Raw genomic sequence first — 20249 nt, 5'->3', positions numbered from 1 at the left:
AGCGCTTCGGTCGCAGGTGTGCACCACTCAACGGCGATGCGACGCAATAATATTCGTCGAACGCGAGGTCCGCCGGATTTCCCATTCCTGGGGATGCGGGATGGGGCGAAGACTGCGAGGATCGAGCGCTCAGTCGACACCTGGGATAGCGAAATGGACAGTCCGATGCCCCATCCCACTCCCCGACAGACGCTGTCGGTGGTCATTCCGGCGCTCAACGAGGCCACCTCGATCGCCCGGACGCTCGAACGCCTGCTGCCCCAGGCGGATATCGACGAGATCATCGTCGTCGACAACGGCAGCGACGACGCCACCGCCGATATCGTGCACCGAATCGCCGAACACCACCCGAAACTCGCACTCGTGCACGAGCCGACCCGAGGCATCGCGGCGGCGCGCAACTGCGGCTTCGACAAGGCCCGCGGCGACGTGATCGCCCGCACCGACGCGGATACGCTGGTGGACCCGGATTGGGCCCGGACGATCCTCGATTTCCTCGCCGAACATCCCGAGACCGCCGCCATCACCGGGCTGTGCACCTACCACGATTCGCCGATCGGATTCCTGCTGCGGTCGGGGCAGTGGCTGCTGTTGCGGCTCGGCGTGCTGGGTGGACAGGTGGGGAATCTGTACGGGCCGAATATGGCGATCCGACGGGACGCCTGGCACCAGGTCCGCGACGACACGCGCGTGCGCGTCGATGTGGTCGACGATCTGGATCTGGCGCTGTGCCTGGCGAAACGGGGGCTGCGCATCGACCAGCCGACCCGGCTGCGGGCACGGACCTCCGCGCGCCGCAGACGCACCGGTCCCCTGCGCTGGTGGCGATATCAGCAACTCGGCCTGCACACCATCTCCGAGCACGGGTTCATCGTGCGCCCGCTGCACCGATTCATGATCGTCACGGCGTGGCTGGGGCACACCGTGCAATGGCCGATCTACCGCTGGTGGGACTTCCGGCGACGGCGGTTCAGCCTGCGGCCCGGGTCGGAGCGGATCTCCCCGGTCGGCTCGCGCTGACCGCCGTTCGCGCTCAGCCCAATCCGAGTACGGTCATGCGCTCGGCGTGACTGTTCTGCATGCGCTCGAAGAGGGTGGCGATGCCGTTCAGGTCGCCGGTGGCGGTGAGCACTAGATCGGTGAGCTCGTCGCGCTGGGCCATGACGTACTGGGCCTGCGTGATGGCCTCACCGAGCAGGCGACGGCCCCAGAGAGTGAGCCGGTCGCGCTCGGACCGGTTCTGGGCCACCGCGGTGCGGACCTCCTCCACCACGAACTCGGAATGGCTGGTCTCGGCGAGCACGTCGCGGACCACCTCGGAGACCTCGGGAGCCAGCGCGTCGGCGATCTCGGTGTAGAAGTCGGCGGCGATGCCGTCACCCACGTAGAACTTGACCATCGACTCCAGCCAGGTGGAGGGGTCGGTGGAGGCGTGATACGCGTCCAGGGCGCGCACGAACGGGGCCATGGCGTCGAAGACGTCCACCCCACGCGCCGCGAGGGCCTGCTCGAGCGTTTTGAAGTGGTCCATCTCCGCGCCCGCCATCTTGGCGACGGCCACCTTGCCGCGCAGGGTCGGCGACAGTTTGGCCTCCTCGGCCAAACGGTAGAACGCGGAGATCTCGCCGTAGGCGAGCACCGCGAACAGGTCGATCACCCCCGGATCGTCCGCGGCGACCTTACCCGAAACCTCCGAAACACCCAGCGCGGCAGACGTGTCAGCTCCCATGCTCTACACCCTAGCTTCCGGCGCGTCAGGGCAGGTCGCGGAGGAACTTGTCGAGGTAGGTCCACGTGGTGTCGCGGGCGAGCAGGATGCCGAGGTGGCTGCCGGGGGCCGTCTCGTAGCGCACCTCCGGCGAGCCGGTCAGGGTTTCGGTGCCGTGCCGCACGGCGGCGGCCGCGGTGATGGCGTCGTCGGGGCCGCCGACCAACAGCACCGGGACCGTGACATCGGCCAGCTCGATCCGGCGCTCACCCAGTCGCACCACGCCCTTGCCGATGTCGTTCGCCATCATGAAGCGCTTCCACAGCTGGTTGTAGAAGCGCGCCGGGTAGCCGGGCAGGGCGTTCTGGAAACGGTCGATGGTCTCCATGCGCGCCAGGGTGGCGGTGTCGGTGAGATTGCGGGCGATGAACCAGGGGCGCTTCACCTCGCGCTCCCACGCGGTGACGCGGTAGGCGATGCGGGTCAGCGGGGCGGGCACACCCCCGGCCAGGTGCACCGCGGCCACGGCGGCGCGGTCACCGGTCACCTTGACGAGCTGGCGCAGCTGCGGCATGCCGACCATGTGGTCGTAGCTCAGCGGTGCGCCGACGGCGGTGACGGACCGGATCGGCAGGGTCGGGTCCGCGGCGGTCGTCAGCAGTTCCAGCACCCCGCCGATGGACCAGCCCACCAGGTCCACCGGTCGACCGCCCCGATCGGCCGAGACCCGGCGGATCGCCTCGGGCAGGATGTCGTCGATCCAGGTCTCGAAACCCATGTCGCGGTCGGCGTATCCGATATCGCCGTAGTCGACCAGGTAGGGCGCGCGGCCGGAGTCGAGCAGGAAGCGCACCAGGCTCTGGTCCGGGCGCAGATCGAAGCAGAAGGCGGGCGCGGCCAGCGGCGGCACCAGCAGTACGGCCGGGGCGTCGGCGGCGGCGCCGTCGTAGCGGTGCAGCAGGCGGTGCGGCCGATCGTCGAGCACCGTCGCCGGGGTGGGCTCGGGGGCTTCGATGCCGGCGCCGAAGGTCAGGGCCCACGCATTGCGCGCGGCGGTGGTCACGGTGTCTGCCAAACTCACCCGCTCAACTTCGCACATGCCGGTACAGCGTGTATCACCTATGTGATGAACTCAACTGCCGAACGACCCTAATCCACCCGATCGAAGATCGAATTATGCTGCGCCGCAGCACCTGCCACCAGGAATATGCGGACCTGGCGCACCGGTTGAAGCCGATAGGAACCATGCGGATACGGCAATAACCCGCGCAATTGCGGTGGCGGAAAAAGAGTGGGCGACCGTATCACGCTACAATCTCCCCGGACAACGGAAATTTTCGCCCGACTCCGGTTTGCCCGCACGCGTGAACCGCACGGGCAGGGGTCGCCGAAGTCCGAGAAAATGTGCGCGCACCGGATCCACGTCATCCCGAGCGCCGCGCCAGGTAGATGCCAGCAATCGGTCACCAACGACCGGCCTTGGGGTATCCCGCAGCGGCCGATGACAGCGAATGGATCAGTGGTCGTCGCGGGCCGCCCGGGCCCGCCCCACACCCTCGTGCGCGCGAGACGCGATATACGAGGAAGGCACGAACCTGAGCAAGATCACCGTAGAGCAGGAACCCGGCGTCGCCGACACCCTGCTGACAGCCGAACTGGACGACACCCACACCGCCCCGACTTTCGCGGAATTGGGCGTGCGCACCGAAATCGTCCGCGCCCTCGACGAGATCGGCATCCAGCGGACATTCGCCATTCAAGAACTCACCCTGCCGCTGGCACTGGCCGGTGAGGACCTCATCGGTCAGGCCCGCACCGGTATGGGCAAGACCTTCGGTTTCGGCGTGCCGCTGCTGCATCGCATCGCCACCACCGATTCCGGCACCACCCCCCTGGACGGCACCCCCCGCGCCCTCATCATCGTGCCGACGCGCGAACTGTGCATCCAGGTCACCCAGGATCTGGAGAACGCCTCCAAGTACCTGCGCAATCAGAAAGGCCCGCTGAAGGTCACCTCGATCTACGGCGGCCGCCCCTACGAATCGCAGATCGCGGCGCTGCGCGAAGGCGTCGACGTGGTCGTCGGCACCCCGGGCCGCCTGCAGGACCTCGCCGAACAGCAGCATCTGGTGCTCGGCAAGGTGGGCGTGCTGGTGCTGGACGAAGCCGACGAAATGCTCGACCTGGGCTTCCTGCCCGATATCGAGCGAATTCTGAACATGGTGCCGCAGCAGCGGCAGACCATGCTGTTCTCGGCCACCATGCCCGGGCCGATCATCACCCTGGCCCGCACCTTCCTGAACCGGCCCACCCATATCCGGGCCGAGGAAGCCAACGCCACCACCATCACCGAGCGCATCTCGCAGTTCGTCTACCGCGCGCACGCGCTGGACAAGAGCGAACTGGTCTCGCGCATCCTCCAAGCCGAGTCCCGCGGGGCCACCATGGTGTTCGCCCGCACCAAGCGCACCGCGCAGAAGGTGGCCGACGATCTGGCCGAACGCGGCTTCGCGGTCGGCGCGGTGCACGGCGACCTGAACCAGGTGCAGCGCGAGAAGGCGTTGAAGAAGTTCCGCGAGGGCAAGATCGACGTGCTGGTCGCCACCGATGTGGCGGCGCGCGGCATCGATATCGACGATGTCACCCACGTGGTGAACTACCAGTGCCCGGAGGATGAGAAGACCTACGTGCACCGGATCGGCCGCACCGGCCGCGCGGGCCGCCACGGCGTCGCCATCACCCTGGTGGACTGGGATGAGCTGAACCGCTGGAGCGCCATCGATTCCGCGCTCCGGCTCGGCATTCCCGAACCGGTGGAGACCTATTCGCGCTCCCCGCACCTCTACACCGACCTCGGCATCCCCGAGGGCGTCACCGGTGTGATCCGCAAGCGCAAGCCCGAACGCGACGAGGACGCCGTGGTGGTGGAGCGCGAGGCGCGCGCCCCGCGCAAGCGCAACCGCCGCCGCACCCGGGGCGGGCAGCCGGTGGACGATGCGGCGACCACCGGTTCCGACGCGACCACCGGATCCAGCGCCGACGGCGCGGGCGATGCGGAGGGCGACAAGCCCGGGCGTCGCCGTCGTCGCCGCCGGGGACGCGGCGGGTCCGACGAGGCCGCCGGTTCCGCGCGGAACACCGACGACGCGGCGAATGCCGATGCCGCCGAAGCGGTTTCGAGCGACAACGGATCGTCCGCGACCGAGTCCGACGAGGCGCGAGCGGACCGTCCCGGCCGTCGTCGCCGCCGTCGCCGCGGCGGTGCCGACCGCACCGACCGGGCCACCGGCACGGATACCGCCGACGCCTCCGCCCCGGTGAGCGCCGAAGGGGCGGCCGATCACCGCGCCGACGACGCGGCCCAGGGTTCCGAGAACGCCGACTCCACGGTGCTCGCGGACGAGCCTCGTACCGCCCCGCACGGGAACACGGACACGGCCGCGCCGAACGACGCGGCGACGGATGCCTCCAAGCCCACCGCGGCCGAGGAAGGCGTCGCTCCGAAGCGCTCCCGTACGCGGCGCGCCAAGAGCACGGCCGCCGAATCGAGCGCGACCAACGGCGCAGCCGTCACCGACGCCGCGAACACGGCCGCTGACGCCAGCGCCCGTGACGCCGAGAGTGCCTCGGCCGCAGCGGCTTCCGCTGCCGACAGCCAGAGCGGCACGGTCATGCCGAGCGCTGACTCGACGGTCGCCCCGAACGCTGACCCGACGGTCGCCTCGAACGCTGACTCGACAGTCGGGCCGAAGGCTGACGCAACGGTGACGAGGCCCAAGCGCACCCGTACCCGGCGCACCGCAGTCGATACCACCGGGGCCGATACCACCGGGGCCGGCGCGGACGCGGCTGTCCCGGCGGCCGAGGCAGTGGCCACAGCCGGTGCCGATGCGGCGGCTGACATCGCCGAGGCTTCGGTTCGCCAAGCGGATTCCGCCGCAAAGGAATCGACCGCGACTTCGGCGGAGGGCGACACCGCGACGGCAGCTCCGAAGCGCACTCGCCGCAAGGCCACGGCCGCAGCGGGCGCACCGACCCGGAACACTGCCGCCACCGCGGAAACGGATGCAGGCGCACCCGCCGAGGCGGGCGCGGCGGCTGGAGCCGCTGCCGCGCAGGCCGGCGAGGCCGTGACGGCGAGCGATTCCGATACCGCGGCACCGCAGCGGACCCGTACCCGGCGGACCAAGGCCGCAACCGAAACCGGCACGGCCGCAACCGAACCGAGTTCGAATGGCACCGGCACGGAGGCTGAGTCGGAAGCCGGGACGCGCAAGCGCACCCGCCGCAAGTCCGCGGCCGACGCAAACGCCACGACGGCCGACGACACGACCGGCACGGTGGCTCCGAAGCGCGCACGGGCTCGTCGGACCAAGGCCGCAGCCGAGGCCGATTCCAGCGCAACCGAATCGAACCGGAACGTCGAGAACGGATCGGACGCGGCGGGCACCGGTGCTGCGGGCGCAGTGGGCACCGCGACGACGGGTGCGGCGGATGCGGCGGGCACGGGTGCAGCGGACGCGGCTGCACCGAAGCGCACCCGCACGCGACGGACCAAGGCCGCAGCCGAAGACGAAGCCGCCGCAACCACATCGAGCCGAAGCGCCGACGACGCGGCGGACGCGACGACCGACGCGGCGCCGAAGCGCACCCGCGCCCGCCGTGCCAAGGCGGATACCGCCGCGGCCGAGGCGGGTGCCACCGCGGGAGACACCACGTCCAACGGGTCGGCGGCGGCCGGGATCGCGGAGGGGGCCGCGCCCGCGCAGCGGCGGCGTCGGCGGAAGGCGGAGGAGGGTGAGGTCGTGACGGCCGAGGCCGACACCGCTGTCGCCGCGACGGCCTAGTCGGGCGGATCGGATAGTCTCGCAGACGTGCTCGCACCAGAGCGGCGGACGCGCGCCGATATCGTCATCGCCGCCGCGATCGCCGCTCTGGTGGCGATCGCGGCGGTCGTGGTGTGGTGGACCAGCGACGCGCGGAGTACCGAATCGGTCACCGCGGACCGCACTCTCACCGCCCCGCCCACCCCGGATCGTCTCCCCTCCGACCTGCGCGAACTCTGGCGCGCCCCGGACGGGGCGGCACAGCGCGCGCTGACGGTCGGCGGTGTCGCGGTGACCGCCGACGGCAGCACCGTGACCGGCCGCGATCCGCGCACCGGCGAACAGGTGTGGATGTACCGCCGCGACCTGCCCCTGTGCGGGGTGGAGTCGCAGTTCGGCATGGTCGTGGCCACCTACCGTGACGATCGCGGGTGCAGCCAGACCACCCAGCTCTACGGTGAGACCGGGGCACGGCAGACCGCCCGCTCCAGCTATATGGACGATCGCGTCGAACTCACGGTGGACGGCACCCATGTGCTGGCGCTCGGCCCGCGCCGGTTGGAGATGTGGCGCTCGGATCTGGTGCGCACCCTCGAATACGGGTATGTCGACGCCCCGGTCAACCCGAACACGCAGCCCCGCAGCGGATGCCGATTCCTTTCCGCCGCTTCGAGTTCCAAGAATCTGGCGGTGCTGGAACGCTGCCCGGACGAGGACGCCGACCGGCTCACCGTGCAGAACTCGGCCCCCAAGGACGCCACGGTGCCGGATGTGCACAGCTCCCACGTGCTCACCGCGCCCGGCGGCGCGGACGAGAACGCCCGGGTGCTCGCGGTCTCCGACAGCCGGGTCGCGCTCTACCTACCCCGAAGCGGTTCCAGCGAACCACGATTGGCGCTGTACGACATCTCCGGCAACCCGGTCGCCAATTATCCGCTCCCGGCGGATTTCACCGACGGGGCGCGCACGGCCCGGATCGGCTCGACCGTCTACGCATTCACCGGCAACAGCCTGATCGCCTTGAACTCCACCACGCTCGCACCGAGCTGGATTCTGGAAAGCGTGCTCGGCACCCCGGCGCTCATGTCGGGCCGCCTGCTGGTCCCGGTCGCCGACGGCCTCGCCGCCGTGGCCCCCGACACCGGTGCGACGAGTTCGCTGATTACCGTGCGGCGCAGCGACTATCACGGCGAACCGATCTCGGTGGCGGTGGTGGGGCCGACCGTGCTGGAGCGGCGCGGCGGACAGCTGTACGCCCTCGGCGGGGACGCCCCGTAACGCACCACGGGCGCGCCCGCGTCCCCCGCGCCCGAAGGGTCGTCAGGCATGATCGATTTCATGGCCGACAACGAACACCGCCTGGTCCTGCTGCGACACGGCGAGACCGAATGGTCACGGGCCCGCAAGCACACCGGCCGCACCGACCTGCCGCTGACCGCCGCCGGCGAAGCACAGGCGCGCACGGCCGCCAAGATCCTGGAAGGGCTGGCGCTGCGCGACCCCCTGGTGATCAGCAGTCCCCGGCAGCGGGCCGTGCACACCGCCGAACTGGCCGGATTCCCCGCCGACCGCGTCGACGACGACCTGGCCGAATGGGATTACGGCGACTACGAGGGCATCACCACGCCGCAGATCCGGGAGCACGATCCGGATTGGACCATCTGGACCGGTACCGTTCCCGGCGGTGAGACGGCCGCGCAGGTGAGCGCGCGCGCCGACCGCGTGCTGGACCGGGTGGGGCCGGAGCTGCGCGACCACGATGTGGTGCTGGTCGGCCACGGCCACTTCTCGCGCGCCCTCATCGCCCGCTGGTTGGACCTCGAGGTGCGGGAGGGCCGCCGGTTCTTCATGTCCACCGCCGGGGTGAGCGTGCTGGGCCACGATCACGACGCGCGTACGCTGCGGGCGCACAATCTGATCGCACATCTGGACGACCTGTGAAAGGGCATCGATGATCCGCCGCGCCACGCCCGCCGATATCCCCGCCCTCGTGGAACTGGTGTACGACCTGGCCGAATACGAGAAGGCGCGCGAGGAGTGCCACCTCACCGCCGAGCAACTGCGCACCGCGCTGTTCGGCCCATCGCCCGCGCTGTTCGCTCATGTGGCCGAGGGACCGGAGGGCGTGGTCGGCTGCGCCATCTGGTTCCTGAACTTCTCCACCTGGCGGGGTGTGCACGGCATCTACCTGGAGGACCTGTACGTCAAGCCGGAGGCGCGCGGGCGCGGGCTGGGCCGGGCGCTACTGGTGGCGCTCGCGCGGGAGGCCGCCGCGCAGGGGTACGGGCGGGTGGACTGGTCGGTATTGACCTGGAATACACCGTCCATCGAGTTCTACGAATCGCTGGGCGCGGTCGGCCAGAAGGAGTGGATCGGCTACCGGCTCGAGGGCGACGCGCTGACCGCGCTGGCCGCCGAATCCTGAGAAATTCGCACCGGCTCGTCGATTTCGGTTGCCCGCGCGCGTCGAAGAGGTGGATGGTCCGAACAGCGGACCGCACGACGCAGGAGGGACACCATGCCGAAGTACGTGGCACTCATCTTCGACGACGCCCGTTGGGAGAATCCGGAGCCCGGCATGTTGGAGCCGGTACTCCAGCAGCACTACGAATTCGAGAAACGCAACAGGGAGGCCGTGCTGGGCGGTGAGGCGCTGGCCTGGCACACCACCGCCACCAGCATCCGCCCCGACGGCAGCGGCGGCTTCCTGGTCACCGACGGTCCCTTCGTGGAGACCAAGGAGAACCTGGGCGGCTTCTACCTGCTCGAGGCCGCCGACCTGGACGCCGCCATCGAGATCGCCAAGCAGATCCCCATGCCGCCCGACTGCGGCGTGGAGGTCCGCCCGGTCCTCGACTACTGACCATGACACCCGTCGACGCCGGGCCACCGGCCAGCGGCAGCGATCGTCACCGGCCCGGTCCACCCGGCGGTGACGACCGCGCGGCGGTGCGCGGCGAGCCCGCGAACACGGGTGGTCGTCCGGGCGCGGAGGGCGCGCGAGGCAGCTCTCACACCGCGAATCCCGGTGACGGTGCGCGGACTGGACGAGCCCGTGGCCCGGTGTGCATGGACACGGCCGTGACGGCGGCGGTGGCGGATGCGCATCGGCGCGAGTGGGCGTTCGTGCTCGCGGCGACCGTGCGCGTCACCCGGGATCTGGATCTGGCCGAGGAGTGCGTGCAGGACGCGTACGCGCAGGCGCTGACACGGTGGGCGGTCGACGGGGTACCCGCGAAACCGGGCGGTTGGCTGACCACCACCGCCCGGAACCGGGCGCTCGACCTGCTGCGCCGCCAATCCACACTGCGGCGACGGCTACCGCTGCTGGTGTCCGACGAGACCGGTGCGGACCCGGCCGAGGCGGCGCTGGTCGCGGCCGAGATCCCCGACGACCGGCTGCGCCTCATCTGCACCTGCTGCCATCCGGCGCTGTCGATCGAGGCGCAGGTGGCGCTGACACTGCGGCTGGTGTGCGGGCTCACCACCGCCGAGGTGGCGCGGGCCTTCCTGGTCGGCGAATCGACCATGGCGGCCCGGATCACCCGGGCCAAGAAGAAGATCGCGGCGGCGCGCATCCCCTACCGAGTGCCCGCACCCGCCGAACTACCCGAACGCATCGACGCCGTGCTGACGGTCGTGCACCTGCTGTTCACCACCGGCCACACCGCACCGTCCGGGGACGCCCTGATCCGCCACGACCTCGCCGACCGCGCCACCGACCTGACCCGCATGCTCCGCCTGCTGCTGCCCGACAACGCCGAGGTGGCGGGCCTGCTCGCCCTCATCCTGCTCACCGACGCCCGCCGCGACACCCGGGTGGACGCATCCGGGGCCATGGTGCCGCTGGCCGACCAGGACCGCACCCGATGGGACCGCACCCGCATCGCCGAGGGCCTGGCCCTGGTCCGCGCGGCACTGTCGAGCTCGCCCCACGGGACCGGTCCCCGAACCCGCAACTCCCCCGACGACACCCACCCTGAGCCCGGACCACCGCCCGCACCCTCCGACAGACCACGACCGGACAGCGCCACCCACCCCGACCACGCAGAATCCCCCGCCGAACCGCACCCCGCACCCTCCGACAGGCCACAACCGTTCGACACCACCCACCCCGACCACGCGGATCCCCCCGCCGAACCGCATCCCACACCATCCGAACACGCGGAACCCACGGTCAGGTCGCATCCCACACCACCCGGCGATTCGGCGACCACGGGCGGTAGCTCGCGCAATCACGCCGGGCTTCCTCCGACAGCGCCCGGCCGGTACGCGCTACAGGCCGCCATCGCCGCCGTGCACGCCGAATCCCCCAGCTACGCGGACACCGACTGGCACGACCTCCTCGGCCTCTACGACATTTTGATCCAATGCTGGCCCTCCCCCGTGGTGGCGCTCAACCGTGCCGTCGCGCTCGGCATGGCCGAGGGCCCCGCGGCGGGACTCGCCGCCCTCGAACCCCTCACCGCGGAACCGCAATTGGCCGCTTACCCGTACCTGCCCGCGGCCCGCGCCCACTTCCTGGCCGAACTCGGCCGCACCGACGCGGCCCGCCTGGCCTACGAGGAGGCCATCCTGCTCGCCGACAACGCCCCGCAGCGCGGGTATCTCGCGGCCGAGCTGGCGCGGCTGCGCTAGGTCCCGGCGGCCGCGCGCAGCAGCCGCAGTTGTCCGATCTCGGCCGCGTTCTTCATGAGTTCGGCATTCACCCAGGCGATGGTGTGCGCCAACGTCTTCTCCGGGTCGTCGGCCCAGGGGAACCGCGCCGGGGCGTCCAGGTCGGCCGCATCGGCCCGGTCCAGCAGCTCCGCCCAGTCGGAGCGCAATCCGCGCAACCACTCCACCGCCGCCGCCGGACCCGGCCAGGTGATCTCGCTGCGCTCGCGCGGTGTCCGCCCGTGCGCATGATCCAGCGCCGTCGACCACCACCAGCCGATATGCCAGGTGAGCCAGGCGATGGTGGGCACCGGAATCGGGTCGGGTTCGGTATCGGCCCAGTCCGGAATCCATTCCCCGGCGGCATCGCGCCGCACGGTCCAGCACAGCGGTGCGGGCTCCCAGCAATGGTCGTCGGGCCGCAGCCGCTGGAGGTGGTAGTCGAACAGCTCCCAGGTCAGGTCGAACTGCCAGCACAGCAGATCACGTCGTGATTCGGACATCGGGCGAGCATCGCAGAGCGACGGCCGTAGGACACGTGTTTATTCAGGACCACCCGCGCACTACTGGACGGACGACCAAGAGCCGTCTGTGTGGCGATCAGGGGCCATTGCGGCCCATGCCGGAGCGGCTACCTCGACAGGTCGTACCCGGCCGCCATCCAGCGCGTGGAGGCCGGGGCGAACAGGGCCACCAGGGCGGCGAGGGTGACCAGTGCCAGGGGGGCGCCGAGTTCGGGGCGGTCGGAGGTGAACATGTAGTAGGCGACGCCGAGCAGCAGTAGCTGGGTGAGGACGGCGATGGCGCGGCCCCAGCGTTTGCCGCGCAGCAGGCCGACACCGGCCGCGAACACCGCACCGCCGACGATCGCGGCATACGCGGCGGTCAGGTAGCTGTTGCCGGAGTTCTGCGCCGAGCCGTTGATGCCCGCCACCACCAGCGCGACCATGGCCACCAGGCCCGATGCGCCCTCCAGGGTCACCAGCGCGCCCGCCACGCGCACCGTCATCGGCACGACGTCGGTCGCGCCCGCGTTCTCCGCACCGGAGTTCTGCTCAGCCACCCGCCCAGCCTAACGACCGGGATCGACCCGGCACGAGGCATGCGGGCGGTTCGCACATCGGTTCGCTCAGTAGGCTCCTCAGGGTGCGGACGCTGTTGATCGTGAACCCCAATGCCACCTCCACGACCCCCGAGACACGCGATCTGCTCGCCCACGCACTGGAGAGCCGCACCCAGCTGACCGTGGTGCACACCGAACACCGGGGGCATGCGGCGGAGTTGGCGCAGTGGGCCGCCGATATCGAGATGGACCTCATCGTGGTGCACGGCGGCGACGGCACGGTCAACGAGACGATCAACGGATTCCTGCCGTTGCCGGGAGCCGCGAACCAGCGCGAGCGGTTGCCGCGTTTGGGGATCATTCCGGGCGGTTCCGCGAATGTCTTCGCCCGCGCCCTGGGGATCGATCCGGATCCGGTGCGTGCCACCAACCAGTTGATCGATCTGCTCAGCGTGGACAAGGATCGTCGCATCGGTCTCGGCGTCGCCGACGACCGCTGGTTCATTTTCAGCGCCGGTGTCGGACTCGACGCCGATGTCTGCGAGGCCATTGATGCCAAGCGCGCCAACGGACATGCCGCGACCCCGAGCCGCTATCTGCGAACCACCGTCAAACAGTTCTTCAAGGCCAAGCGACGCGATCCCATGGTGCGCGTGGCGATTCCAGGTCACGAACCGGTCACGGAAGTGCATTACGCATTCGTGACCAATGCGAGCCCATGGACCTACCTCGACAACACGCCGGTGCGAACCAACCCGGGCACCTCCTTCGAAACCGGTCTCGGGGTGTTTGCCATGCGCACCATGGGCCTGCTGCCCACCCTCCGCATCGCTCGACAGTTGCTGGCCCCCAATGGAAACCCCAAGGGGGACAAATTGTTTCGCGTGGACGACAGCCCGTCGGTGCGCGTCGAAGCGAGCGAGCCGATCGGTTTGCAAATCGATGGTGACTTCATCGGCCGACGCAACATGGTGAATTTCACAGCCGTACCCGATGTACTGGAAGTCGTCGCGCCGCAGCCGTAGTCGACCCGACACACCTGAGAAACATCGCCGTTGGGCTGCGAAAACCCGAACGAGCGAGTACAAATGATCAGGCAGACCCTCGATGTAGGGGTCTTACAGCGTGAGCTTCCCCACGGTGCACCACACATCTCTTGACATCTACGGTGTTCGTGAAAGCATTCACAAGCAACCGTGCGGAAACATTCGAGTCGCACAAGTGAACGGACCACAAACCCGAAGGGCAGCGTCATGCGCATGCCCTAGCAAAGGAGCAGAGGAATGGACTGGCGCCACAAGGCCATCTGTCGCGACGAGGACCCCGAGCTGTTTTTCCCGGTGGGTAACAGTGGTCCTGCGCTCGCGCAGATCGCCGATGCGAAGCTGGTCTGCGCGCGCTGCCCCGTTACCGCCGACTGCCTCTCCTGGGCTCTCAAGTCCGGGCAGGATGCCGGTGTCTGGGGCGGTATGAGCGAAGACGAGCGTCGCGCTCTGAAGCGTCGCAACGCGCGTACGCGCACCCGCACCGTCGTCTGATTCGGACGACCGGCGTCACCGCCGCAGCCCCCACGACGGCATAGACGCATTTCGGCCCGGCACCCTTCGGAGGTGCCGGGCTTCATTGTGCCCACGACGCATTTCCAGCATTTTCGATTCGGTGAGCGGAAATACCGCCGGAGAAACACCGAAAATATGCGTATCCGTTTATGGGCGCGCTCAGCGGGCGGAGCGGCGGCCGAGGGGGACGCGCAGTACCGCGTCGGTGCCGACATCCTTACCCGGATGCAGGCCGATGGAGCCGCCCAGTTCGGCCGTGACCAGTGTGCGGACGATTTGCAGACCCAACCGGTCGGAGCCCTCGAGGCTGAATCCGTCCGGCAGGCCGCGGCCGTCGTCGCTGATGATCACGTCCAGCCAGCGCGCCGAACGCTCGGAGCGAATCGTGACGACACCGTCCTCCCCGGCGTCGAAGGCGTGCTCGATGGCATTCTGCACCAGCTCGGTCAGCACCATGACCAGCGGTGTCGCCCGTTCCGCGGAGAACACGCCGAGCGATCCGGCGCGGCGCACCTTGATCCGCGCGGTGTGCACGGTGGCCACATCGGCCATGATCGGCAACAGCCGATCCACCACCTCGTCGAGATCGACCTCTTCGTCCACCGACATGGACAGCATCTCGTGCACCGACGCGATGGAGGTGACCCGCCGCACCGACTCGGTGAGCGCCAGCCGCGCCTCCTCGTTCTCGGTGCGGCGCGCCTGTAGTCGCAGCAGCGCCGCCACGGTCTGCAGATTGTTCTTGACCCGGTGATGGATCTCGCGAATGGTGGCGTCCTTGGACAGCAGCGCCCGATCGCGCCGCTTCACCTCGGTGACATCGCGCACCAGCACCGCCGCCCCGGCCAGCTCCCCGTGCGGGCGCAGCACCAGCGTGCGCAGCAGTACGGTCGCGCCGCGCGCCTCGACTTCCATTCTGCGCCCGGCCTTTCCGGCCAGCGCCGCCTGGATGTCGCCCACCACCTCCTGCGCGTCGAAGGGGTCGGTGATGAGCGAGCGGGTGGTGAGCGCCAGATCCTGGCCGACCAGATCGTTCTGCAAACCCATGCGGTGATAGGCCGAGAGCGCGTTGGGGCTGGCGTAGACGACGGTGCCCTCGGTGTCGAGCCGGATGAAGCCGTCGCCCGCGCGGGGGCTGGAGTGCGAGCCGGTGCGGTCCTCGAGCGTGGGGAAGGTGCCGTCGTTGACCATCTGGCACAGGTCGTCGGCGCACGACATGTACGCCACCTCGAGATTGGAGCGCATCTTGCGGCGCTGCACATCGGTGTCGCGACCGAGCACGGCGATCACATCGTCGCCGACCCGCACCGGAATGGCCTCGCGGACGGCGTGCACCGGATGCGGGTGGTAGACGCCGGCGGCCTCGCTGTCGACGTCGACGCGCACGATATCGCCGCTGATCAGCGCGTCGAACACCTGGTGATGGTCATCGTGGGCGGCCAGACCGCCGACCAGGTCCTCCGGGTGCACGGTGGGTGCGGTGGTCGGGCGGCACTGGGCGACGCACACCACATCCGCGCCGTCGGAGACCGGCCCGGCACCGACCCAGAGCGTCAGGTCCGCGAACGACAGGTCGGCCAGCAACTGCCAGTCACCCACCACCCGCTGGAGATGATCGACGGCCGCACCCGGCAGATCCGTGTGCTCGGCCAGCAGCTCGCTCAGTGTCGACAATTTCAGCCACGCTCCTTCACCCGCGTCGGGTGTATGTTCCCACGCGGGCCCCGGGAAGGGATTGTCCGGGAAGGGGTTCGCTCAGGCGATGGTCGCGATGAGGTCGCCTTTCTGCAGCACCTGGCCGACCGTCACATCGATGGAGGCGACGGTGCCGTCGGACTCCACCACGACGGGGATCTCCATCTTCATGGACTCGAGCATGATGACCGGGTCGTTGACCTTCACCTTGTCGCCGACCGAGACCAGGATCTCCTGAACGGTCGACACCATCTCCGCGAGGACTTCCTCAGCCATGACACCCCTTGTCTCCGGTTGGCCTGTGATACCGCGGTACCGCTGCCGGTACAGCCAACCACACGTGAAAGAATGGCCTTCAATCAGAAGGGAGACTAACCGATGGGTAAGCGTGGACGTAAGAAGCGCAGCCGCCGCAAGAACGGCGCCAACCACGGCAAGCGGCCGAACGCCTGAGCCGGTAGGCTTGCGTTGAAAAGCATTGAGCGGCACAGTTTTCCAGCAGAGGAAAACGTGCCGCTCAGCTCTTTCCGGGGCCCGCGGGCGTGCTATTCGCCCGATTCGACCCGGCGGGTCTCCACCTGGGTGTAGGTCGTCCGGATCTCCATGGTGAGGCGCTGGCGCAGGGTGTCGGGGGCCTTGTCGCCGCCGCACTTGCGGTTGAGCAGGCTCTTGAGCTTCTCCTCCAGGCCGTACTGTTCGATGCACGGGGAGCAGTGGTCCATATGGTGCTGGAGACGATCGCGGGTGGCCTGATCGCATTCACCGTCCAGGATCAGCCACACATCGGCGAGTACCGCCGAGCAGTCCAGGTCCATATCGTCGCTCACTGGGTTACCTCCTGACGCGCGCTACCCGATCGGTTGAATCCCCGCTCCCGCGCCACATCGGCGAGCAGACCCTTGAGCTGCTTGCGGCCGCGGTGCAGACGGGACATCACGGTGCCGATCGGGGTACCCATGATCTCGGCGATTTCCTTGTAGGGGAAGCCCTCTACGTCCGCGTAGTACACCGCCATCCGGAATTCCTCCGGAAGCTCCTGTAGAGCCCGCTTGATGTCGTCGTCCGGCAGCGCCTCGAGCGCCTCCATCTCGGCCGAGCGCAGGCCCGTCGAGGTGTGCTCGGCGGTGGCGGCCAACTGCCAGTCGGTGATCTCGTCGGTCGGATACTGCGCGGGCTGGCGCTGCTTCTTCCGATACGAGTTGATGTAGGTGTTGGTGAGGATGCGGTACAGCCAGGCACGCAGGTTGGTGCCCTCCTTGAAGGAGCGGAAACCCTGGTACGCCTTGGCGAAGGTCTCCTGCACCAGATCCTCGGCGTCGGCCGGATTGCGGGTCATGCGCAGGGCCGCGCCGTAGAGCTGGTCGAGCAGCGGGAGCGCGTCGCGCTCGAAGCGCGCGGCCAGATCGGCGTCACTGGCGGTGCTGCGGACCGCGCCGGATTCCTCGTCGTTGTCGTCGGCGACCGCTGGGTCGTCGATGCCCTCGTTCATGGCCGTATCGTCATCGCCTGGGCGATCGACAGCCATTTCGTCGTCGCTCGTCACGCTCATCCCTTCGATCGCCGTAGCTTGTGAATCTACCGCGAGCGGGGTGAGCACCGCGAAACCGGCATCGGTCGCGGGGCGGGGAATGCGGATGAGCGGCACGGTCCCGGTCGAGCGGGCCTGCGCCGTCCGCGGGCGGGTGTCCACCAGAACGGTCACCTGGGCATCTCCTTCGCACACTCCGCCGACCGGGTGGTATCGGTCGCGCATGGCGTGCAACATGCCGGGTGGTCGCCGTGTTCCCGGGTGCGGAAAACCGGTGTCGCCGCCGGGGCGCGGCGTTCTAGGCTGATCGGCTATGGCCGCCGCTTCCACTCCCGCGATCCGCGCCCTGGTGCAGGCGCAGGTCGAGCACCGGGTGCACTCCTACCCCCACGATCCGCGCAGCGATTCCTACGGTGCGGAGGCGGTGGCGGCACTGGCCGAGGGGGTGGGCGTGCGCGCCGAGCAGATCTTCAAGACCCTGGTGATCGAGGTGGGCGCGGGTCTGGCGGTGGCGGTGCTGCCCGTGCCGAACACGCTGTCGCTGAAGGCGGCGGCCGCGGCGCTGGGCGGTGGTAAGGCGACCATGGCCGACAGGGCCAGGGCCGAGCGCACCACCGGCTATGTACTGGGCGGCATCTCGCCGCTGGGGCAGAAGAAGCGGCTGCCGACGGTGCTCGACGAGTCGGCGCTGCAGTGGGATCGGGTGCTGTGCAGCGCCGGTAAGCGCGGGCTGGAGATCGAGGTCGCACCGGAGGATCTGGTGCGCCTGACGGGAGCGGTCACCGCGTCCGTCACCGCGGGCTGACTCCCCTTCGAATCCACGCCCGCGCCGGGCGGGAATGGATCTTCCCACATATTTGCTTTCTACAACTAGTTGTCTGATACAAATAGTTGTACAGCCCAAGCAAAGGAGGTGTGCCGAAATATGCCCGCATCCCCGGCTCCCGGCGTGGACGCGCCGTCAGCCGATATCCCCGAGGCGCTCATCGACGATGTCGCCCGGCAGCTCATCCGCCTGCACCGCCTGCGCGAGCGCACCAATGCGCAGATCGCCGTCGCCAGCGACGGCGAGGTGGAACCGGCCGCCTTCGCCATCCTGTTCCAGCTGATCTGCCAGGGACCGATGCGTTCGGGCGCACTGGCCGAAACGCTCTACTCCGACGCCTCCACCGTCAGCCGGCAGGTCACCAATCTGGTGAAGCGCGGTTTCCTGGAACGCCGCGCCGATCCCGCCGACGGGCGCGTCAGCGTCCTGTCCGTCACCGACGCCGGACGCGCGGTCGCGGCCGAGATCCGCGCCCGGCGCAATCAGTCGCTGCGACTCATGCTGGCCGACTGGACCAGCGCGGACCGCGAGACCTTCGCCGCGCTGCTGCGGCGCTTCGTGGACGACTACGAAACCACCCGCAGCGCCCTGCTCACCAGCCTTTTCCCGACTTCCCAAGCGGCAGAGAGACATTCGTGACAGCCACCACCGACACACCGAACTCCGCGGGTTTCACCCACAGACAGATCCTCACCATCCTCAGCGGGCTCATGCTCGGCATGCTGCTGGGTGCGCTGGACCAGACCATCGTCTCCACCTCCATCCGCACCATCGCCGATGACCTGCAGGGGTATTCGCTCCAGGCGTGGGTGACCACCGCCTACCTGATCACCGCCACGCTGGCCACCCCGCTCTACGGCAAGCTCTCGGACATGTACGGGCGCAAGCCCTTCTACCTGGCCGCCATCACGCTGTTCATCGCGGGCTCGCTCATGTGCACCCTGGCCCAGTCGATGTACCAGCTCGCGGCGGCGCGGGCATTCCAGGGCCTGGGCGCGGGCGGGCTGATGTCGCTGGCGCTCACCATCCTCGGCGATATCGTCAGCCCCCGGGAACGCGCCCGCTACCAGGGCTACTTCCTGGCCGTCTTCGGCACCTCCAGCGTGGTAGGGCCGGTGCTGGGCGGCCTCATCTCCGGGCAGAACGAGATTCTCGGCATCACCGGCTGGCGCTGGGTGTTCCTGGTGAACGTGCCGATCGGCCTGGTGGCGCTGGCCGTGGTGTCGCGGGTGCTGCGACTGCCCAAGGTGGAACGGTCCAAGGTGCCGGTCGACTGGTTCGGCGTGCTCATGCTCGCCATCGGCATCGTGCCGCTGCTGGTGGTGGCCGAGCAGGGCCGCGAATGGGGTTGGAGCAGCGGGGGTTCCCTGGCCTGCTACCTCATCGGCGCACTCGGCATCCTGGGCTTCATCGCGGTGGAGGCCCGGCAGGGCGATGCCGCGCTGATTCCGCTGCGCACCTTCAAGAACTCCACCTTCGCATTGGGTGTGGTGATCTCGTTCGTGGTCGGTATGGCCATGTTCGGCGGCATCACGCTGCTGCCGCAGTACCTCCAGGTGGTGCAGGGCTCCAGTCCGACGCTGGCGGGCATGCAGATGCTGCCGCTGGTGCTGGGCATGATGACGGCCTCGATCATCTCCGGGCAGCTCATCTCGCGCACCGGGCGCTACCGCTGGTTCCCGCCCATCGGCGCGGTGCTGGTGACGCTGGGCATGTTCCTGCTGCACCTCGTGTCCGCCGATACCGAGCTGTGGGTGGTCATGGTCTTCATGGCGATCACCGGTCTGGGCCTGGGCAATCTCATGCAGCCGCTGATGCTGGCACTGCAGAACGCGCTGCCGCCGAAGGATATGGGCGTCTCCACCGCGGCGGCGACCTTCTTCCGGCAGATCGGCGGCACGCTCGGGGTGGCGGTCTTCCTGTCCATTCTGTTCTCGCAGCTCACCCCGAACATCTCCGATGAGCTGCGGGCGGCGTCGGCGCGGCCGGAATTCCAGGCCGCGGTGGTGGCCGGTGCGCGCAGCGACAATCCGGCCGACCGGGCGCTGGCCACCGGGCTGGCCCGGCAGGATCACTCGGCGGCGGGTGAGGTCATGCAGGACAGCTCGATCATCCAGCAGCTGGATCCGACTCTGGCCGCACCGTTCAAGGCCGGGTTCGCCGATGCCATGGACACCGTGTTCCTGGTGGCCGCCGGGGTGTCGGTGATCGCGCTGCTGCTGGTGGCGTTCTGGAAGGAGGTGCCGCTGCGCACGGCGGGCGGCATCCAGGCGCGCACCGAGGCCGAACGGGCCGAGGCGGAGGTCACGGCGGCGGCGAAGACCATCGCCTCATCGGCGGCCGAGGCCGGGACGTAATACGACGCGTCCGGCGCGGATCCTCGGGTTC

The 20249-nt window shown here is 69.1% G+C and carries 20 protein-coding genes and 1 pseudogene; 13 read left to right on the top strand and 8 right to left on the bottom strand.

Annotation, left to right across the window (positions count from 1 at the left end; translation table 11 throughout):
• Window positions 1-153 precede the first annotated feature (153 nt).
• The gene (locus FOH10_RS03900; RefSeq protein WP_244961586.1) at window positions 154-1020 is read left to right on the top strand and encodes a glycosyltransferase family 2 protein; all 867 of its coding nucleotides are present in this window, start codon (window positions 154-156) and stop codon (window positions 1018-1020) included.
• A gap of 13 nt (window positions 1021-1033) precedes the next feature.
• Here the strand turns inward: FOH10_RS03900 and FOH10_RS03895 are convergent, their stop codons facing one another.
• Together FOH10_RS03895 and FOH10_RS03890 are read right to left on the bottom strand one after the other, a co-directional pair.
• Window positions 1034-1729 carry a ferritin-like fold-containing protein gene (locus FOH10_RS03895; RefSeq protein WP_143979653.1) on the bottom strand — a complete coding sequence of 232 codons (696 nt, stop codon included), beginning with the start codon at window positions 1727-1729 and terminating at the stop codon, window positions 1034-1036.
• A gap of 25 nt (window positions 1730-1754) precedes the next feature.
• The gene (locus FOH10_RS03890; RefSeq protein WP_244961584.1) at window positions 1755-2789 is read right to left on the bottom strand and encodes an alpha/beta fold hydrolase; all 1035 of its coding nucleotides are present in this window, start codon (window positions 2787-2789) and stop codon (window positions 1755-1757) included.
• 430 nt (window positions 2790-3219) lie between these two features.
• Between FOH10_RS03890 and FOH10_RS03885 the strand changes: the two are divergent.
• From FOH10_RS03885 to FOH10_RS35415, 6 genes and pseudogenes are all read left to right on the top strand, one after another.
• Window positions 3220-4842 (top strand): annotated as a pseudogene (locus tag FOH10_RS03885) (DEAD/DEAH box helicase); the annotation flags it as partial.
• A gap of 1740 nt (window positions 4843-6582) precedes the next feature.
• Complete coding sequence (locus FOH10_RS03880) at window positions 6583-7812, top strand: Rv3212 family protein (protein ID WP_143979651.1); 1230 nt, start codon at window positions 6583-6585, stop codon at window positions 7810-7812.
• Window positions 7813-7872: 60 nt separating this feature from the next.
• Window positions 7873-8475 carry an acid phosphatase gene (locus tag FOH10_RS03875; protein WP_143979650.1) on the top strand — a complete coding sequence of 201 codons (603 nt, stop codon included), beginning with the start codon at window positions 7873-7875 and terminating at the stop codon, window positions 8473-8475.
• 10 nt (window positions 8476-8485) lie between these two features.
• Window positions 8486-8959, top strand: coding sequence for a GNAT family N-acetyltransferase (locus FOH10_RS03870; protein ID WP_039816648.1), 474 nt, complete (start codon window positions 8486-8488; stop codon window positions 8957-8959).
• Window positions 8960-9052: 93 nt separating this feature from the next.
• On the top strand, window positions 9053-9397 hold the full coding sequence (locus FOH10_RS03865) for a YciI family protein (protein ID WP_143979649.1): 345 nt from the start codon (window positions 9053-9055) through the stop codon (window positions 9395-9397).
• Window positions 9398-9603: 206 nt separating this feature from the next.
• Window positions 9604-11172 carry a sigma-70 family RNA polymerase sigma factor gene (locus tag FOH10_RS35415; protein ID WP_244961582.1) on the top strand — a complete coding sequence of 523 codons (1569 nt, stop codon included), beginning with the start codon at window positions 9604-9606 and terminating at the stop codon, window positions 11170-11172.
• Here FOH10_RS35415 and FOH10_RS03850 read toward each other — a convergent pair.
• The gene (locus FOH10_RS03850) at window positions 11169-11693 is read right to left on the bottom strand and encodes a DinB family protein (RefSeq protein ID WP_143979648.1); all 525 of its coding nucleotides are present in this window, start codon (window positions 11691-11693) and stop codon (window positions 11169-11171) included. The genes FOH10_RS35415 and FOH10_RS03850 overlap by 4 nt on opposite strands.
• A gap of 128 nt (window positions 11694-11821) precedes the next feature.
• Window positions 11822-12253 (bottom strand): hypothetical protein, encoded by a 432-nt coding sequence (locus FOH10_RS03845; protein ID WP_244961580.1) that lies wholly within the window; start codon window positions 12251-12253, stop codon window positions 11822-11824.
• A gap of 83 nt (window positions 12254-12336) precedes the next feature.
• Between FOH10_RS03845 and FOH10_RS03840 the strand changes: the two genes are divergently transcribed.
• Window positions 12337-13278 carry a diacylglycerol/lipid kinase family protein gene (locus FOH10_RS03840; RefSeq protein ID WP_143979647.1) on the top strand — a complete coding sequence of 314 codons (942 nt, stop codon included), beginning with the start codon at window positions 12337-12339 and terminating at the stop codon, window positions 13276-13278.
• A gap of 258 nt (window positions 13279-13536) precedes the next feature.
• On the top strand, window positions 13537-13791 hold the full coding sequence (locus FOH10_RS03835) for a WhiB family transcriptional regulator (RefSeq protein WP_011211115.1): 255 nt from the start codon (window positions 13537-13539) through the stop codon (window positions 13789-13791).
• 180 nt (window positions 13792-13971) lie between these two features.
• Here FOH10_RS03835 and FOH10_RS03830 read toward each other — a convergent pair whose 3' ends face one another.
• The gene (locus tag FOH10_RS03830) at window positions 13972-15486 is read right to left on the bottom strand and encodes a sensor histidine kinase (RefSeq protein ID WP_143979646.1); all 1515 of its coding nucleotides are present in this window, start codon (window positions 15484-15486) and stop codon (window positions 13972-13974) included.
• 81 nt (window positions 15487-15567) lie between these two features.
• A complete protein-coding gene (locus FOH10_RS03825; protein ID WP_029931608.1) occupies window positions 15568-15783 on the bottom strand; it encodes a biotin/lipoyl-binding carrier protein in 216 nt (71 codons plus the stop codon).
• A 102-nt stretch (window positions 15784-15885) separates the two neighbouring features.
• On the opposite strand from FOH10_RS03825, the gene FOH10_RS36210 reads away from it, so the two are divergent.
• Window positions 15886-15960, top strand: a complete 75-nt coding sequence (locus FOH10_RS36210) for a 50S ribosomal protein bL37 (protein WP_115061593.1) — start codon at window positions 15886-15888, stop codon at window positions 15958-15960.
• A 92-nt stretch (window positions 15961-16052) separates the two neighbouring features.
• On the opposite strand, the gene rsrA is transcribed toward FOH10_RS36210, so the two are convergent.
• Together rsrA and FOH10_RS03810 are read right to left on the bottom strand one after the other, a co-directional pair.
• On the bottom strand, window positions 16053-16322 hold the full coding sequence (gene rsrA / locus FOH10_RS03815; protein ID WP_039816717.1) for a mycothiol system anti-sigma-R factor: 270 nt from the start codon (window positions 16320-16322) through the stop codon (window positions 16053-16055).
• An 8-nt stretch (window positions 16323-16330) separates the two neighbouring features.
• Window positions 16331-17056, bottom strand: a complete 726-nt coding sequence (locus tag FOH10_RS03810; RefSeq protein ID WP_043601801.1) for a sigma-70 family RNA polymerase sigma factor — start codon at window positions 17054-17056, stop codon at window positions 16331-16333.
• A gap of 292 nt (window positions 17057-17348) precedes the next feature.
• Here FOH10_RS03810 and ybaK point away from each other — a divergent pair, with 292 nt between their 5' ends.
• The 3 genes from ybaK to FOH10_RS03795 all read left to right on the top strand — a co-directional run bounded on the left by ybaK (window position 17349) and on the right by FOH10_RS03795 (window position 20218).
• The gene (gene ybaK / locus FOH10_RS03805) at window positions 17349-17840 is read left to right on the top strand and encodes a Cys-tRNA(Pro) deacylase (RefSeq protein WP_143979645.1); all 492 of its coding nucleotides are present in this window, start codon (window positions 17349-17351) and stop codon (window positions 17838-17840) included.
• A gap of 120 nt (window positions 17841-17960) precedes the next feature.
• On the top strand, window positions 17961-18500 hold the full coding sequence (locus tag FOH10_RS03800; protein WP_143979644.1) for a MarR family winged helix-turn-helix transcriptional regulator: 540 nt from the start codon (window positions 17961-17963) through the stop codon (window positions 18498-18500).
• Window positions 18497-20218, top strand: coding sequence for an MDR family MFS transporter (locus tag FOH10_RS03795; RefSeq protein WP_143979643.1), 1722 nt, complete (start codon window positions 18497-18499; stop codon window positions 20216-20218). The genes FOH10_RS03800 and FOH10_RS03795 overlap by 4 nt, the downstream gene beginning before the upstream one ends.
• Window positions 20219-20249: the final 31 nt, after the last annotated feature.

Origin of the sequence: Nocardia otitidiscaviarum, from assembly GCF_007362295.1 — a bacterium.
Classification (GTDB): domain Bacteria; phylum Actinomycetota; class Actinomycetes; order Mycobacteriales; family Mycobacteriaceae; genus Nocardia; species Nocardia otitidiscaviarum.
Note: the sequence above shows the minus strand (reverse complement) of the source record. Positions and strands in the feature narration are given on the sequence as shown.

What these genes read in the sequence shown, in the direction of transcription:
- FOH10_RS03900 (WP_244961586.1), top strand. Translation starts at nt 154, where the DNA reads ATGGACAGTCCGATGCCCCATCCCACTCCCCGACAGACGCTGTCGGTG.
- FOH10_RS03895 (WP_143979653.1), bottom strand. Translation starts at nt 1,729, where the DNA reads ATGGGAGCTGACACGTCTGCCGCGCTGGGTGTTTCGGAGGTTTCGGGT.
- FOH10_RS03875 (WP_143979650.1), top strand. Translation starts at nt 7,873, where the DNA reads ATGGCCGACAACGAACACCGCCTGGTCCTGCTGCGACACGGCGAGACC.
- FOH10_RS03870 (WP_039816648.1), top strand. Translation starts at nt 8,486, where the DNA reads ATGATCCGCCGCGCCACGCCCGCCGATATCCCCGCCCTCGTGGAACTG.
- FOH10_RS03865 (WP_143979649.1), top strand. Translation starts at nt 9,053, where the DNA reads ATGCCGAAGTACGTGGCACTCATCTTCGACGACGCCCGTTGGGAGAAT.
- FOH10_RS35415 (WP_244961582.1), top strand. Translation starts at nt 9,604, where the DNA reads ATGGACACGGCCGTGACGGCGGCGGTGGCGGATGCGCATCGGCGCGAG.
- FOH10_RS03850 (WP_143979648.1), bottom strand. Translation starts at nt 11,693, where the DNA reads ATGTCCGAATCACGACGTGATCTGCTGTGCTGGCAGTTCGACCTGACC.
- FOH10_RS03835 (WP_011211115.1), top strand. Translation starts at nt 13,537, where the DNA reads ATGGACTGGCGCCACAAGGCCATCTGTCGCGACGAGGACCCCGAGCTG.
- FOH10_RS03825 (WP_029931608.1), bottom strand. Translation starts at nt 15,783, where the DNA reads ATGGCTGAGGAAGTCCTCGCGGAGATGGTGTCGACCGTTCAGGAGATC.
- rsrA (WP_039816717.1), bottom strand. Translation starts at nt 16,322, where the DNA reads ATGGACCTGGACTGCTCGGCGGTACTCGCCGATGTGTGGCTGATCCTG.
- FOH10_RS03810 (WP_043601801.1), bottom strand. Translation starts at nt 17,056, where the DNA reads ATGAGCGTGACGAGCGACGACGAAATGGCTGTCGATCGCCCAGGCGAT.
- ybaK (WP_143979645.1), top strand. Translation starts at nt 17,349, where the DNA reads ATGGCCGCCGCTTCCACTCCCGCGATCCGCGCCCTGGTGCAGGCGCAG.
- FOH10_RS03800 (WP_143979644.1), top strand. Translation starts at nt 17,961, where the DNA reads ATGCCCGCATCCCCGGCTCCCGGCGTGGACGCGCCGTCAGCCGATATC.